The sequence below is a fragment of the Actinopolymorpha singaporensis genome, assembly GCF_900104745.1.
In the GTDB taxonomy this organism is placed as follows: Bacteria; Actinomycetota; Actinomycetes; order Propionibacteriales; family Actinopolymorphaceae; genus Actinopolymorpha; species Actinopolymorpha singaporensis.
Genome location: NZ_LT629732.1, coordinates 3,240,493 through 3,255,878 on the forward strand (window position 1 = coordinate 3,240,493; position 15,386 = coordinate 3,255,878).

Genomic DNA, 15,386 nt, shown 5'->3' on the forward strand with positions numbered 1-15,386 from the left:
GCGGGCTAGCGTACGGGTGGTCGCCGCGATCGCGTTGGTCGGCACGGTTCTCGTCGCCGCACTGGCATCGATACCACCGCCCGCCCGCGCCGATGCGCGCAGTCGTGGTTTCGACCATCCGTATGAAGGCTTCGCTCCGCCCGGCACCCGACTTCGTGCCGGCACACCGTAGGAGGCAGGTCTGGACGCCGCCGAACTCACCACGATGGTGGAGGACCTGCGTGGATACCTCCGGCCGCAGGGCGACGGGCACCCGCTCTACCCGGGTGCGGTCGTCCTGGTCGCCCGCGACGGCAAGGTCGTCGTGCACGAGGCGATGGGCCAGGCGGTGAAGTACGCCGACGCGTCCGGCGCCGAGCTGCCCGCGGACCAGCAGGTGCCCATGAGGCCGGACACGATTTTCGACCTGGCCAGCATCTCCAAGCTGTTCACGTCGATCGTCGTGATGCAGCAGGTCGAGGCCGGGCAGGTAAACCTGGACGCGCCGGTCGCCAACTACCTTCCGGAGTTCGGAAGCTTCGGCAAGGAACCAATCACCGTACGCCAGTTGCTCACGCACACCTCCGGCCTGCCGTCATGGATGCGCCTGTGGCGGCCCTACCCGGACCGGGCGAGCCGGATCGCGGCGGTGCTCGCGGTCAGGCCGAGCGCGCCACCAGGAACGACGTACGTCTACTCCGACCTCAACCTCATCACTCTCGGCGTCCTGGTCGAACGCGTCACCGGCCGCGGCCTCGACGAACTCGTGCGCACAGGCATCACCGAGCCGCTCGGCATGGTCGACACCGGCTACAACCCGCCGGCGGACAAGCTGTACCGAGTGGCGGCCACGGAGTTCCAGACCGACCCCGACCGGGGCATGGTGCGAGGTAGCGTGCATGACGAGAACGCCTGGTCGCTTGGCGGTGTCGCCGGGCACGCGGGGGTGTTCTCCACCGCGTCCGACCTCGCGATCCTCGCGCAGGCGATGATGAACGGCGGCAGCCACGCAGGTCACCGTGTCCTTGAGGAGACGTCGGTCACGGCGATGCTCACCGACCTCAACGAGGGCTTCCCCGGTCACGCGCACGGGCTCGGGTTCGAGCTCGACCAGAGGTTCTACATGGGCGCGTTGGCTTCGCCGCGCACGGCAGGGCACACCGGTTTCACGGGGACGTCGGTGGTCATCGACCTGTTGTCGCGTTCCATCGCCGTCCTGACGACCAACCGTGTCCACCCACGCAGGGAGTGGAGCAGCGTCAACGTCGCACGCCGCACGGTCGCCGACCACGTGGCGCGTGCACTCGACGTCGCACCGCGACGCGGTCGCACCGCGTGGTACGCCGGTCACGCGGACGGCACCACTGCGACGCTGACGTTGCCGGTGACGTTGCGGGAGAAACACACCAGACTTGGCTTCGACCTGTTCGTGGACACCGAAACCGCAGACGTCCTGACACTGGAGTTGTCTCGCGACGGTGGCGCTACGTGGTCGCCACTGCCGTATGTCGTGTCGAGTCGTGGACGGATCGCTCACCACGACGGCTCTATCTGCGGATTCACCGGACGACATTGGCAGCAGGCGTACGCTGAGGTCGACGAATCGCCAGGTCAGGTCCAGATTCGCTGGCGATACGTCACCGATCCGCTCTACCAGGGTCGCGGTGTCTACGTCGATGAGGTCCGGTTGGGTGACGCGCAGGGCACGCTCGTCAACGGGGAGCGGGAAGCCGATCGCTTCCTCGCGGACGGCTGGTCACAGGCAACGCGCTAACCGTTGCGTCACCGACGGTGCACGGTATGGGCACGGCAACGGCACCGTAGCGGCACGGCAGGGAACACGGACACGTGTCCGGCTACCGGTTCGCCGGGTGGCCGACGGCGTTGGTGGAGTGGTCGGTGGGCGAACACCGGTGCGGTAGGCCGGAACGGTGTTCGGCGAGGTGGCCGTCCGCGAGCGTGGCTGGACACGCGCTCCCAGGTTGCGAGGGTAAGTTACTTTCCACTATGGGCAAGAATTCGAAGATTCCTGAGGCCGACCCGGTGGCCGAAGGTGTCGTGATCCGGATCCGGGCCCTCGCTCCTTCGTTGTCACCGGCCGAGCGCCGCGTGGCCAGCCTCGTCCTCGAGGATCCCGAGGGGGCGTCCGCCCGCACCATCACCGAGTTGGCCCGCGCGGCCGGCACGTCGGAGACGACGGTCATCAGGTTCTGCAAGGTTCTCGGACTGCCCGGCTACCCGGAGCTACGGCTTCGGCTGGCGGCGGAGTCGGCGCGGGAGTCCGCCCGCGACGGCGACCGCGGCCGGGTCGTCGGCAGCGACATCGGTCCCGACGACTCGATGGCGCAGATCGTGGAGAAGGTCGCGTTCGCCGACGCACGTGCGGTGGAGGAGACCGCCCGCCAGCTCGACGTCGCGGTGGTGGAGACGGTGTCGGAGGTGCTCGCCGGCGCGCGGCGCACCGAACTCTTCGGCGTGGGCGCCAGTGCGTTCGTGGCCCTGGACTTCCAGCAGAAGCTGCACCGCATCGGCCGGTTGGCGTTCGCGTGGGTCGACACGCACGCCGCGCTGGCCAGCTCCGCCCTGCTCGGGCCGGGCGACGTCGCGGTCGGCATCTCCCACACCGGCATGACGGGCGACACCATCGAGGTGCTCGCCCAGGCACGCGACCGGGGCGCGACCACGGTGGCGCTGACCAACTTCCCGCGGTCCCCGATCGCGGAGGTCGCCGACTACGTGCTCACCACGGCGGCGCGGGAGACGACGTTCCGTTCGGGTGCCACCGCCAGCCGGATCGCCCAGCTCACCGTGGTGGACTGCCTGTTCGTGGCGGTGGCCAGGCGCCACTACGACAAGACGATGGGCGCGCTCGAGGTGACCTTCGACGCGATCAGCGGACGTCGGGTGGCGGCTTCGCGCGGACGACGTTGATGGGTGAGTCGCGGAGTGAGCCGCGCCAGGAGAAGGGAACCCGGCCGGTGATCGAGGACTACGTACGCGTGGAATCACCCACCGAGGCACGCAATCCGCGCACCACGCAGATCGACCGGGTGCCCACCCTCGCGGTGCTCGAACTCATCAACGACGAGGACCAGCAGGTGGCGGGCGCGGTCCGCGCAGTGCTGCCCCGCCTCGCGGTCGCGGTCGACCTCGCGGTGCGGGCACTGCGCGAGGGACACCGCGTGCACTACGTCGGAGCCGGTACCTCCGGACGGCTCGGGGTACTGGACGCCGCGGAACTCCCGCCGACGTTCGCCGTACCGGACGGGTGGTTCGTCACCCACGCCGCCGGCGGGCCGACCGCCCTGCTGCGTGCGATCGAGGGAGCCGAGGACGACGAGGAGGCCGGGGCGGCGGAGATCGCGGAGTCGGTGGTGGCCGGCGACGTCGTGGTCGGACTCGCCGCCAGCGGCCGGACGCCGTACGTCGTCGGTGCACTGCGGGCCGCTCGCCGGCTCGGCGCGGCCACCGTCCTGGTGACCGCCAACCCGTCGGCGGTCGTGGGCGGGGAGGTCGACGTGTTCGTCGCCGTCGACACCGGCCCGGAGGTGGTCGCCGGCTCGACGCGGATGAAGGCGGGCACCGCACAGAAGCTGATCCTGAACGCCTTCTCCACCGCGGTGATGGTGCGGATGGGGCGGACGTACTCCAATCTGATGGTCGACCTGATGGCCACGAACGCCAAGCTGCGCGGGCGGATGCTGGAGATCCTCGGCGAGGCGACGGGGGAGGACCAGCAGACCTGCGCCCGGGCACTCACCGACGCCGGCGGAGAACTGAAGACCGCGCTGGTCTCGGTGCTCGGCGGGGTCGTGCCGGAGGTGGCGCGGGCGGCGCTGGAGCGGGCCGACGGGCACGTGCACGCCGCGCTCGCCGACGTGCGCCGGGTGTGAACACCTGTCCGGTTGTGGTCTTGCACCAGGGGTAGAGGACCACGCAGTGTGGAGGTTCCAGGTGCGTCTCTTCCCTCGTCGACGCGCCCAGACGTGCCGGAGGTCCCTGTGCAGGCGATATGGAAGGGTTCGGTCTCCTTCGGCCTGGTGACGATCCCCGTCAAGGTATACGCGGCCACCCAGGAGAAGGATGTCGCGTTCCGTCAGGTTCACGCCGCAGACGGTGGCCGCATCCGGTACCGCCGCTTCTGCGAGGTCGACGGCGAGGAGGTGGCGTACTCCGACATCGCCAAGGGGTACGAGCTTCCCGACGGTGAGATGGCGGTCCTGACCGCGGAGGACATGGCCGACCTTCCGTTGCCGACCCGGCACGTGGTGGAGGTGCTGGAGTTCGTTCCCGCGGAGGAGATCGACCCGATCTACGTCTCCCGCAGTTACTACCTGCAGGCCGACGGTCCGGCCGCGAAACCCTATGTCCTGTTGCGCGACGCGCTGCGGCGCACGGGCCAGACCGCCCTTGTCAAGGTGGCCTTGCGCAACCGCGAGGCGCTGGCGATGCTGCGGCCCAAGGGGGACGTGCTGGTCCTGCAGACGATGTTGTGGCCGGACGAGGTACGCGACGCGTCGTTCGCCGCACCGGCGTCGGAGGTGGAGGTCCGCCCGCAGGAGGTGGCGATGGCGGAGTCCTACATCCAGACGTTGGAGACCAGCTTCGATCCCGACCGCTACCACGACGAGTACCGCGCCGCCCTCGAGGTCGTCCTCGAGGCGAAGGCGACCGGGCACGAGGTGGAGGCCCCGGCGACCGCCGCACCCGCCAAGGGTGAGGTGGTCGACCTGATGGCGGCGTTGCAGGCCAGCGTGGACGAGGCGCGCCGGCAACGCGGTGAGTCGGCCGGTGGCGGCGCCGGACGCACGGCCGGTTCGGCCGCGAAGGCAGCGAAGCCGGCGAAGTCGACGAAGAAGGCGCCGGCCAAGAAGACGGCGGCGAAGAAGACGGCCACCAAGAAAGCCACCGCGAAGAAGACCACCACCAAGAAGGCAGCCAAGAAGCCGGCCGCGAAGACCGCGAAGACGCCGGCCCGCAAGTCGGCGTAGCCGCCCGGCCGACTGCCTGTCCGGCCCGGTCCGCCCTGCCGGGCTTGAGGATTCAGGCCCGGCGGTGCAGCACGACGGCCCGGCCGGCGAGGCCGAGCCCGAACATCACCACTCCCGCGACGACCGACGTCCACGGCAGCGCCGCCACCAGAACCACACAACCGGTGACGCCGAGCACGTTCAGCGCGCGTGGCCAGCGTCGCTGGCCGGCCGGCTGGGTGAACGCCGACGCGTTGGCGATCGCGTAGTAGACCAGTACGCCGAACGACGAGAAGCCGATCACGCCGCGCACGTCCGTGGTGAGGACCAGCACGCAGACCACGGCCGCCACCGCGATTTCGGCGTGGTGGGGGATCCGGTAGCGGGGGTGGACCGCGGCCAACCACCCGGGCAGGTCGCGGTTGCGTGCCATCGCCAGCGTCGTCCGACCCACGCCGGCGATCAGCGCGAGCAGCGCGCCGAGGCTTGCCAGCGCGCCGCCGACCCGGACCAGCGGCGCGAGCTCGCCCACCCCGGCCGCCTGCACCGTCGCCGCGAGCGGTGCGGCCGACCGGGCCAGCAGCTCCGGACCGGCGGCGAACAGCGCGGACAGGCCGACCACGAGGTAGACCACGACGGTGATCGCCAGCGCGAGGGGGATCGCCCGCGGGATCGTGCGCGCGGGGTCGCGAACCTCCTCGCCCAGGGTGGCCACCCGGGCGTAACCGGCGAACGCGAAGAAGAGCAGTCCGGCGGCCTGCAGGATGCCGTAGGCCCCGCCGGTCGTCAGCGCGTCCCAGCCGCCCACCCGGTCCGGTGAGGCGTGCCCACCCAGCCAGATGCCGGCGACCAGCACCGCGAGGGTGGTGAGCGTGCACGCGACCAGGATCCGGGTGGCCTGGGCGGTCCGGGTGACGCCGCGGTAGTTCAGGGCGGCGAGCCCGACTACGCCGAGCACCGCGACGATCCGCTGCACCCACCACGGACCCGGCACGGCGTACGCCGCGAAGGTCAGCGCCATCGCCGCACAGGACGCGGTCTTGCCGACGACGAACCCCCACCCGGCGACGAAGCCCCACCGGTGACCGAGGCGTTCCCGTCCGTACACATAGGTGCCGCCGGAGGTCGGGTAGGCGGCGGCGAGCTGGGCGGACGCGGTGGCGTTGCAGTAGGCGATCACCGCCGCGATCACCAGGCCGATGATCAGTCCCGCCCCGGCGGCGGCCGCGGCCGGGCCGAACGCCGCGAACACGCCCGCGCCGATCATCGATCCCAGCCCGATCACGACGGCGTCACCGACACCGAGCCGGCGCACCAACCGGTCGGGCCCGGCGGCGTTGCCCGAACCGCTCATCGGCGGAGTCCTCCGGAGGGCTGACTGGGCTGTGGGCTGATCGATTCGGGGGAACGATACCGGTCGGAGCGGATTCTTCGTCCCGGCGCCGGGCCGCGGACGCCGTCGGGGTGGGACGATGGCGCTGGGAGCTCCCCGACCGGGAGACCCACCCCAACCTGGTCCACGCCCACAAAGACGCGGGAGCCATCGATGGATGCCGTCACGCAGGTACCCCCGCCGGCCAACGAGCCGGTCAAGTCCTACGCACCCGGGAGCGCCGAGCGCGCGAGCCTGTCCCGCAGGCTGGCAGAGCTGGCCGGCGACCAGGTCGAGCTCACCGCCACCATCGGCGGGGTGACCCGCGCCGGCGGCGGCGACCCCGTCGCCGTGGTGATGCCGCACGACCACGCCCACGTGCTCGGCACGCTGCGCAACTCCACCGAGCAGGACGCCGAGGACGCGATCAAGGCCACCCAGGACGCCGCGCACGAGTGGCGGGCGATGTCCTTCGACGAGCGGGCCGCGATCTTCCTCAAGGCCGCCGACCTCGCCGCAGGCCCCTGGCGGGACACGCTGAACGCCGCGACGATGCTGGGCCAGAGCAAGTCGGTCCAGCAGGCCGAGATCGACGCGGCCTGTGAGCTGATCGACTTCCTGCGGTTCAACGTGCACTTCGCGCGGCAGATCCACGCCGAGCAGCCGATCTCCTCACCCGGGACGTGGAACCGCCTCGACTACCGGCCGCTGGAGGGCTTCGTCTACGCGGTCACGCCGTTCAACTTCACCGCGATCGCCGCCAACCTGCCGACCGCGCCCGCTCTGATGGGCAACGTCGTGTTGTGGAAGCCGTCGCCCACCCAGACGTTCGCGGCGTACTTCACGATGCGGATGCTGGAGGAGGCGGGCCTGCCGCCGGGTGTGATCAACCTGCTGCCCGGTGACGGGCTCGCCGTCTCGCGGGTCGCGCTGGCCCACCCGAGCCTGGCCGGCATCCACTTCACCGGGTCGACGGCGACCTTCCGGACGCTGTGGCGCGGCGTCGGCGAGCACCTCGACCGCTACCACAACTACCCGCGGATCGTCGGCGAGACCGGCGGCAAGGACTTCATCCTTGCCCACGCCTCCGCCGACCCCGACGTGCTGCGCACCGCGCTCATCCGCGGGGCCTTCGAGTACCAGGGACAGAAGTGCTCGGCGGCCTCCAGGGCCTACCTGCCGCGCAGCGTGTGGGACCGGATCGCCGACGAGCTCGCCGCCGAGACCGAGGCGCTGACCATGGGCGACGTCGCGGACCTGTCGAACTTCATGGGTGCGGTCATCGACGACCGGGCGTTCGCCAAGCACGCCGCCGCGCTGGAACGCGCCAAGGCGACCGACTCCATCGGCGTCGTCGCCGGCGGGACACTCGACGACAGCGTGGGCTACTTCGTCCGGCCGACGATCCTGACCTGCGACGACCCCACCGACGAGATCTTCACCACGGAGTACTTCGGGCCGATCCTCGGCGTGCATGTGTACGAGGACAGCCAGTACGAGCAGGTCATCGGGGCACTCGACGCCGCGGCGCCCTACGGCCTCACCGGCGCGGTGATCGCCCAGGACCGCCGGGCGGTCGCCACCGCGGGGGAGCGGCTGCGCTACACCGCCGGAAACTTCTACGTGAACGACAAGCCGACCGGTGCGGTGGTGGGCCAGCAGCCGTTCGGCGGGGCTCGCGCCAGCGGGACGAACGACAAGGCGGGGTCGGTCTGGAACCTCGTGCGCTGGGTGAGCCCGCGAACGATCAAGGAGACCTTCGCGCCGCCCACCGACCACCGTTACCCGCACATGGGCTAGGGCTGTCTCGCAGGGGGCGTTCGACGCGTGGCTCCTCGCAGCGCAAGCCAGGCTGCGACGCGGGGAGCCACGCGTCAGGCGACGCGCGGAGCCTTGCGTACCTTCTCGACCTGGACCTGCTCGCCCGCGGCGAACGACGTGTCCACGAACAGGGCGGTGCCGCAGATCACGCACGCCCAGTCGGGGCACTGCTCGCCGTGGCCCTCCTCGCACTGTGGCTGGACGAACAGCTCCAGCCGTCGGCAGGTCGGGCACTGGTAGGTCGTCTCGCGTGTCGCGTCGGTCATGGCCGGGCCTCCCCACGTCGGTGGAATCCGGGCCGCCAGGATCTGGTGACCTCCGGGCGGTACCGAACTCACGTTCGCAGCAAGGACCGGCAACGCCGAGACGACACGCCGTACTGATCGCGAACCGACTCCGAGTGACGGACACCCGGACACCGGGCCGCCGGTCGGCACGCAGGCGCCCGGGTCACCCCGCTTCCGGCGGCGGCACCCAGGTGAGTTCGATGCCGAGGCCACGCAGCCAGGCGTCCACGTCGTGGCCGTGTCCCACGATCCCGGCGTACGCGGTGAAGCTCGCCTCCAAGGCGCGTTCGGCGCCGGCCGGGTCGAGCAGGCCGGCACGCACCGCGGCCACGAACTCGTCGGAGTCGACCACCCGGGCGTGCGCTCCGGTGCGGACCAGGATGTCGAGGTACTGGTCGACGGTGCGCCACACCGGGCCGTCGACGGTCGTGGCCATGACGTCGACGTAGTGATCCTCGGACCGGACCGCCCCCGGGTGCCTGCGGAAGTCGCTGACCCGCACACCCAGGCCGGGCAGGATCCAGGACTGCACCCACCTGATGGTGGGGTGGGCGATCACCGGCCTGGCGAAGTACAGCCCGAAGTCGGTGACGCGCCAGGCATCGAGGCGGCCCGGGATGCCCGAGCGGTCGACGTTGACTCCCGCCACCACGTCGTACGTCTCGACGTGCGGCGGGTGGATCGGCGTCTCCACCAGATCCGCGCCGCCCGCCGTCTCCGGCGTCACCGCTGGTTGGCCAGCCAGTCGCGGCCGAGGTCCTCCATGCCGTCCAGACCTGCCATCACCGCGGGCGCGGCGGCCTGCTCGATCTTCTTCCCGATGATCGGGACGGAAGCCTTCAGGTCGGCGTCCACGATCTGCTTGGTGGACGAGCCGCCTCCGTCGGGCACCAGCCGGATCTTGCCGCGCATCGAGACCGGCGCGTTGGCGATCTCGACCTTGAGGTCTCCGGTGCGGGACCCGTCCGGGCCGGGGGGACCCCAGTCGATCACCTCGTCGAGCTCGATCCGCTCGCCGACGAACTTGCGGACGAAGTCGGGCACATTCGCGGGCAACTCCTGGTGGGTGGTCGTACGGGCGCCGCCGCCGTCGCCGTCGCGTACGTCGATCTCGTAGCTCAGCGCGTGCGCCTTCTCCACCCGGTGCCGGATGAAGCTCTTGTTGGTCAGCATGGCGAACACGATGTCCGGCGGAGCCGCGTAGCTGCATTCCCGATGAAGGTCCATGGTGAGATCCAACACGAAGATCGGCGCGAATGCCGATATCGAGGGCACAACAGCGCATGGAGGGCGCCCGCCGCACCCTTTGTCCGGCCTGTACGCCCGCGATGCGCGGTCGGCCGGATTCATCCCACCCATGGACCCTCGGCCGGACCGGTCAGGGATTAGGGTCGGAGAGGCCCGTACGACGGCGTACGGCCCCGGCGCCCGCCGTGGCTCCGGTGGACAGATGGGGCAGGGCGAGGTCATGACCGTCACCGGCAGCAAGTGGGACGACGCCAAGGACGCGATCCTGGCCGATGCCGCCAAGGTCGCCGAGCACAGTCGTTCGGCCGGAGCGCTGCCCCGCGACCTGGTGGAGCGGCTGCTGGCCATCTACTACCGCCACGTCTCCGCCGAGGACCTGCTCCACAGCGACCCGGTGGACGTCTACGGCGCCGCGCGCAGCCACTACCGCCTGGCGCAGGAGCGCCTGCAGGGCACCGCCGCGGTCAACGTCTTCACCCCCACGGTCGAGGAGCACGGCTGGTCGTGCAGCCACACCGTGGTGGAGGTCGTCACCGACGACATGCCGTTCCTCGTCGACTCGGTGACGATGGAGCTGTCCCGGCGCAACCACGGCATCCACCTCGTGGTCCACCCCCAGGTCACCGTGCACCGGGAGATCACCGGCCGGCTCCTCGGGGTCGAGGGCGGCTACAACGGCACGCCGGTGACGGCGCCGGGCCGCCGCGAGCCCGACCTGGTGGCGGAGTCGTGGATCCACGTCGAGATCGACCGGGTGAGCGACCCCGACGACCTGGTGCAGATCGAGGCCGACCTGCGCCGCGTCCTCAACGACGTACGCGAGTCGGTGGAGGACTGGGAGAAGCTGCAGGCCCGGGCCCTGGAGGTGGTGGAGGACCTCGCCACCAACCCGCCGCCGCTGCCCGAGCAGGAGATCGCCGACGCCCGGGAGCTGCTGACCTGGCTGGCCGACAACCACTTCACCTTCCTCGGCTACCGCGAGTACACCCTGCACGAGACCCCGGACGGCGACTGCGTCATGCGCGCCATCCCCGGCAAGGGGCTCGGCATCATGCGTTCGGACCCGCGTTCGGTCCGGTCGTTCCGGCAGATGCCGCCGGAGGTTCGCACCAAGGCGAAGGAGAAGCGGCTCCTCATCATCACCAAGGCCAACTCCCGCTCCACGGTGCACCGGCCGGCCTACCTCGACTACATCGGCATCAAGACCTTCGACGAGTCCGGTGAGGTGGTGGGCGAACGCCGCTTCCTCGGGCTGTTCACCTCCGCGGTCTACACCCAGAGCGTGCGCCGCATCCCCGTCCTGCGGGCACGCACGGCCGAGGTGCTGGAGCGTTCGGGCTTCTCCATCGACTCCCACTCCGGCAAGGTCCTGCTGGACATCCTGGAGACCTACCCGCGCGACGAACTGTTCCAGGTCTCGGCGGAGGAACTCCTCCCGACCGTGATGGCCGTCCTCTACCTCCAGGAACGCCGCCGGCTGCGGTTGTTCGTACGCCGCGACGACTACGGCCGCTACGTCTCCTGCCTGGTCTACCTCCCGCGCGACCGGTTCTCCACCGACGTACGCCTGGAGCTGCAGCGGCTGCTCCTCGACGCCTACGGCGGGGAGACCATCGACTTCGCGTTGCGGCTGTCGGAGTCGGTGCTGGCCCGCCTGCACTTCGTGATCCGGATGCGGCGCGGCGCCACGATCCCCGACCTCGACGTGGCCGAGGTGGAGGAGCAGCTGTCCCAGGCCACCCGCACCTGGTCCGACGACTTCGCCGACGCGCTCAACGACCAGGTGGGCGAGGCCGAGGCCGCGCGCCTGCTGCACCGCTACGACGAGGCGTTCCCGGTCGCCTACCGCGACGACTTCCCCGCCCGCACCGGCGTGGCCGACCTGCTCCGGCTGGAGGAGCTGCCGGCCGAGGGCGGCCTGGGCCTGTCGTTGTACGAGCCGGTCGACGCGGCGTCGAACGAACGCCGGTTCAAGATCTACCGCACGGGGCAGAGCCTGTCGCTGTCCGACGTACTGCCCCGGCTCACCCGGATGGGTGTGGAGGTGATCGACGAACGCCCGTACGAGATCGAGACCGCCGACCACCGGCGGGCCTGGATCTACGACTTCGGGCTCGTCTACGACGCCGCGGCGGTCGGGGCGCCGGCCGCCGCGATCCGGGAGCTGTTCCAGGACGCGTTCGCCGCGGTGTGGTCCGGCCGCGCCGAGAGCGACGGGTTCAACGCGCTCGTGCTGCGGGCCGGGCTGGACTGGAGGCAGGCGAGCATCCTGCGCGCGTACGCGAAGTACATGCGCCAGTCGGGGTCGACGTTCAGCCAGAGCTACATCGAGGACGCCCTCACCGCCAACGTCGACCTTGCCTGCCTGCTCGTCAGCCTGTTCGAGGCGCGGTTCGACCCGCACGCCGGCCAGGACGCGAAGGCGCGCGACGAGCAGGCCGCGGAGCTGGTCGACCGGATCGAGGCGGGCCTGGACGACGTGGTGAGCCTGGACCACGACCGCATCCTGCGGTCCCTGCTCAACCTCGTCCGCACCACGCTGCGCACCAACTACTTCCAGCGCGGCGCCGACGGCGAGCCCAAGCCGTACATCTCGTTCAAGCTCGACCCGCGGTCCAACCCCGAGCTGCCCGAGCCGCGGCCGCAGTACGAGATCTGGGTCTACTCCCCGCGGGTGGAGGGTGTGCACCTGCGGTTCGGCCCGGTGGCGCGCGGCGGGCTGCGCTGGTCGGACCGCCGGGAGGACTTCCGTACCGAGGTGCTCGGCCTGTCCAAGGCGCAGATGGTGAAGAACACCGTGATCGTACCGGTCGGTGCCAAGGGCGGGTTCTTCTGCAAGCAGCTGCCCGACCCGGCCGACCGGGACGCGTGGATGGCCGAAGGGGTCGCGTCCTACCGCACGTTCATCAGCGGGCTGCTGGACATCACCGACAACCTCCGGCGTGGCGAGGTGATCCCGCCGAAGGACGTCGTACGCCACGACGGCGACGACGCCTACCTCGTGGTTGCCGCCGACAAGGGCACCGCGAGCTTCTCCGACATCGCCAACGACGTGGCGAAGTCCTACGGCTTCTGGCTCGGTGACGCGTTCGCCTCCGGCGGCTCCGACGGCTACGACCACAAGGCGATGGGCATCACCGCGCGCGGGGCATGGGAGTCGGTCAAGCGGCACTTCCGCGAGCTGGGCCGGGACTGCCAGAACGAGGACTTCACCTGCGTGGGCGTCGGCGACATGTCCGGTGACGTCTTCGGCAACGGCATGCTGTGCTCGCGGCACACCCGGCTGGTCGCGGCCTTCGACCACCGGCACATCTTCCTCGACCCCGATCCGGACCCCGAGACGTCCTACGACGAACGCCGGCGGCTGTTCGACCTGCCGAGGTCGAGCTGGGCCGACTACGACCGCGACCTGATCAGCAAGGGGGGAGGGGTCTACCGCCGGACGGCGAAGTCGATCCCCCTCAGCCCGGAGGTCCGCGCCTCGCTCGGCATCGCTCGCAACGTCGACGCGCTCACCCCCAGCGAGTTGATCCGCGCCATCCTCTCCGCGCCGGTCGACCTGCTGTGGAACGGCGGCATCGGCACCTACGTCAAGGCGTCCACCGAGTCCCACGCCGACGTCGGCGACAAGGCCAACGACGCGGTGCGCGTCAACGGCCGCCAGCTGCGCGCCGCCTGCGTGGGCGAGGGCGGCAACCTCGGACTCACCCAGCTCGGCCGGATCGAGTACGCCCAGCAGGGCGGCAAGCTCACCACCGACTTCATCGACAACTCCGCGGGCGTGGACACCTCCGACCACGAGGTCAACATCAAGGTCCTGCTGGACCGGTTGGTGCAGGAGGGCGACCTCACCGGCAAGCAGCGCAACGAGCTGCTGGCCGCGATGACCGACGAGGTGGCCCAGCTCGTCCTGGACGACAACTACCAGCAGAACGTCGCCCTGCAGAACGCCGCGGCCGGATCCAAGGCGCTGATGCACGTGCACGCCGACTGGATCCGCCGGCTGGAGAAGCTCGGGCTGATCGACCGCGAGCTGGAGTTCCTGCCCACCCCCAAGCAGTTCCGCGAACGCCAGGCCCAGGGTGGCGGGCTCACCCCGCCCGAGCTCGCCGTGCTCTTCGCGTACACAAAGGTCGTGCTCGCGGACGAACTGCTGGGCACCTCGCTTCCCGACGACCCCTACCTCAACGCCGAGCTGGTGGCCTACTTCCCCGCGCCGATCCGGGAACGCTTCCAGGAACAGATGGCCGAGCACCCACTCCGCCGGGAGATCATCACCACCCAGGTGGTCAACCGGATGGTCAACATGGCCGGGATGACGTTCTATCCGCGGCTGTCGCTGGAGACAGGCGCGCCTGCGGAGGAGCTGGCGCGCGCCCACGTCGCCGCCCGGGCCATCTTCGGGGCCGACGAGATCTTCGCCGAGATCCAGCGGCTGGACAACCGGATCGAGGCCGGCATGCAGGTGCGGATGCGGCTGGAGGTGCGCACGATCGTCGAACGCGCCAGCCGGTGGTTCGTCCAGAACCGCCGGCCGCCGATGGACGTCGCCGGCACGATCGAGTTCTTCGCCGCGGGGATGCGGGAGTTGTCGGAGTCGCTGCCGGAGGTGCTGACCGGTCGCGAGCGGACGCTGTTCGAGGGCCGGCTGCACGGGTACGTCGAGGCAGGGGTGCCCGAGGAGCTCGCCACCAGGGTCGCCGCGCTGGCACCGACGTACGCCGGCCTGGGCATCGTGGAGACCGCCAACCGCACCGGCGTCGATCTGATCGACGTCGCCCGGGTGCACTTCATCCTGGGCGAACGCCTGGAGCTCGGCCGGTTGCTCGAACGCATCCTCGCCCTGCCCCGACAGGACCGCTGGCAGACCACGGCCCGGGCGACGCTGCGCGACGACCTGCACAACGTCCACGCCCAGCTGACCCAGGACGCGTTGTCGGTGACGCCCGACGACGCCGAGCCGGAGCAGCGGGTGGAGGCCTGGGCAGAACGCGACCAGTCGCTGGTCAGCCGCACCAGGTCGACTCTCGGCGAGATCGTGGAGGGCGACGTCGCCGACCTGGCGCGGTTGTCGGTCGGCCTCCGCGTCGTCCGCCGCCTGCTCCCGTCCGCCAACTAGGGCGGCCAGGAGCCTGCGGTCACAGCGGGCCGAACACCTCGCCCACGGCGGCGTGCAGCTCGAGGGTCTCCAGCACCTCGAGCAGTCGGCGTTCCTCGTAGCGGAAGTGGTTCTCCATGATCGCGGCCACGCCCTCCAGGTGACGGTCGAGCTCCTCCGCCGGGGCGGAGCGGTCGACCGCCGCGCGCAGTTCACCGAGGAGACCAGCTATCACCGCATGGTCGCCTTCGAGCGCGCGGAGTACGGGCGCCAGCTGCGGGTGCGCCTGCTCGATCGCGGGGAACAGCGTTCGGTCCTCCCCCCGGTGGTGGCCGTCGAGCGCCGCACAGAAGCCGTGGCAGTACAGCAGCAGGTCGCGACCGGCCCGCTCGGACGGGTGCCCGGCACTCACGGCCTCCTGCGTGACGCGAAGAGCTTCACGGATGCGTTGGTGCACGCGGCGGAGTTCGGTGCTCCAGGCGAGGAGCCTGGTCGTCTCGCGCTCAGTCACGCGAGGACGAAGGGAGCGATGAGAACATCGACAGTCCTTCGGTTCGACGCCTCCATGCCTGACACGGACTGCCACCGGCACGCGACGTTGCACCGACTCT

The 15,386-nt window shown here is 70.6% G+C and carries 11 protein-coding genes; 6 read left to right on the plus strand and 5 right to left on the minus strand.

Translation table 11 applies throughout. The features are described from left to right. The first annotated feature begins 205 nt into the window (after positions 1–205). From BLU27_RS14735 to ku, 4 genes are all read left to right on the plus strand, one after another. A complete protein-coding gene (locus tag BLU27_RS14735; protein ID WP_241827431.1) occupies positions 206–1,753 on the plus strand; it encodes a serine hydrolase domain-containing protein in 1,548 nt (515 codons plus the stop codon). A 233-nt stretch (positions 1,754–1,986) separates the two neighbouring features. Then, entirely contained in the window at positions 1,987–2,910 is a 924-nt protein-coding gene (locus BLU27_RS14740; RefSeq protein WP_092654223.1) for a MurR/RpiR family transcriptional regulator, read from the plus strand. Next, the gene (gene murQ, locus BLU27_RS14745) at positions 2,910–3,872 is read left to right on the plus strand and encodes an N-acetylmuramic acid 6-phosphate etherase (RefSeq protein ID WP_092654225.1); all 963 of its coding nucleotides are present in this window, start codon (positions 2,910–2,912) and stop codon (positions 3,870–3,872) included. The genes BLU27_RS14740 and murQ overlap by 1 nt, the downstream gene beginning before the upstream one ends. Before the next feature lie 93 nt (positions 3,873–3,965). Beyond that, complete coding sequence (gene ku, locus BLU27_RS14750) at positions 3,966–4,970, plus strand: non-homologous end joining protein Ku (protein WP_241827432.1); 1,005 nt, start codon at positions 3,966–3,968, stop codon at positions 4,968–4,970. A gap of 52 nt (positions 4,971–5,022) precedes the next feature. Here the strand turns inward: ku and BLU27_RS14755 are convergent, their stop codons facing one another. Next, positions 5,023–6,303, minus strand: a complete 1,281-nt coding sequence (locus BLU27_RS14755; protein ID WP_092654229.1) for an APC family permease — start codon at positions 6,301–6,303, stop codon at positions 5,023–5,025. Between the two features lie 192 nt (positions 6,304–6,495). Between BLU27_RS14755 and pruA the strand changes: the two genes are divergently transcribed. Then, positions 6,496–8,121 carry an L-glutamate gamma-semialdehyde dehydrogenase gene (gene pruA, locus BLU27_RS14760; RefSeq protein ID WP_092654231.1) on the plus strand — a complete coding sequence of 542 codons (1,626 nt, stop codon included), beginning with the start codon at positions 6,496–6,498 and terminating at the stop codon, positions 8,119–8,121. 74 nt (positions 8,122–8,195) lie between these two features. Here the strand turns inward: pruA and BLU27_RS14765 are convergent, their stop codons facing one another. The 3 genes from BLU27_RS14765 to BLU27_RS14775 all read right to left on the minus strand — a co-directional run bounded on the left by BLU27_RS14765 (position 8,196) and on the right by BLU27_RS14775 (position 9,656). Then, positions 8,196–8,408: a hypothetical protein gene (locus tag BLU27_RS14765; RefSeq protein WP_092654233.1), complete on the minus strand. Its 213-nt coding sequence runs from the start codon at positions 8,406–8,408 to the stop codon at positions 8,196–8,198. Between the two features lie 184 nt (positions 8,409–8,592). Next, positions 8,593–9,156: a DUF402 domain-containing protein gene (locus tag BLU27_RS14770; RefSeq protein ID WP_092654235.1), complete on the minus strand. Its 564-nt coding sequence runs from the start codon at positions 9,154–9,156 to the stop codon at positions 8,593–8,595. Continuing rightward, entirely contained in the window at positions 9,153–9,656 is a 504-nt protein-coding gene (locus BLU27_RS14775; protein ID WP_157728541.1) for a DUF2505 domain-containing protein, read from the minus strand. The genes BLU27_RS14770 and BLU27_RS14775 overlap by 4 nt, the downstream gene beginning before the upstream one ends. 223 nt (positions 9,657–9,879) lie before the next feature. Here BLU27_RS14775 and BLU27_RS14780 point away from each other — a divergent pair, with 223 nt between their 5' ends. Continuing rightward, positions 9,880–14,796: an NAD-glutamate dehydrogenase gene (locus BLU27_RS14780; protein ID WP_197681432.1), complete on the plus strand. Its 4,917-nt coding sequence runs from the start codon at positions 9,880–9,882 to the stop codon at positions 14,794–14,796. A 19-nt stretch (positions 14,797–14,815) separates the two neighbouring features. On the opposite strand, the gene BLU27_RS29565 is transcribed toward BLU27_RS14780, so the two are convergent. Further along, the gene (locus BLU27_RS29565) at positions 14,816–15,286 is read right to left on the minus strand and encodes a hemerythrin domain-containing protein (RefSeq protein ID WP_172804952.1); all 471 of its coding nucleotides are present in this window, start codon (positions 15,284–15,286) and stop codon (positions 14,816–14,818) included. Between the last annotated feature and the right edge of the window lie 100 nt (positions 15,287–15,386).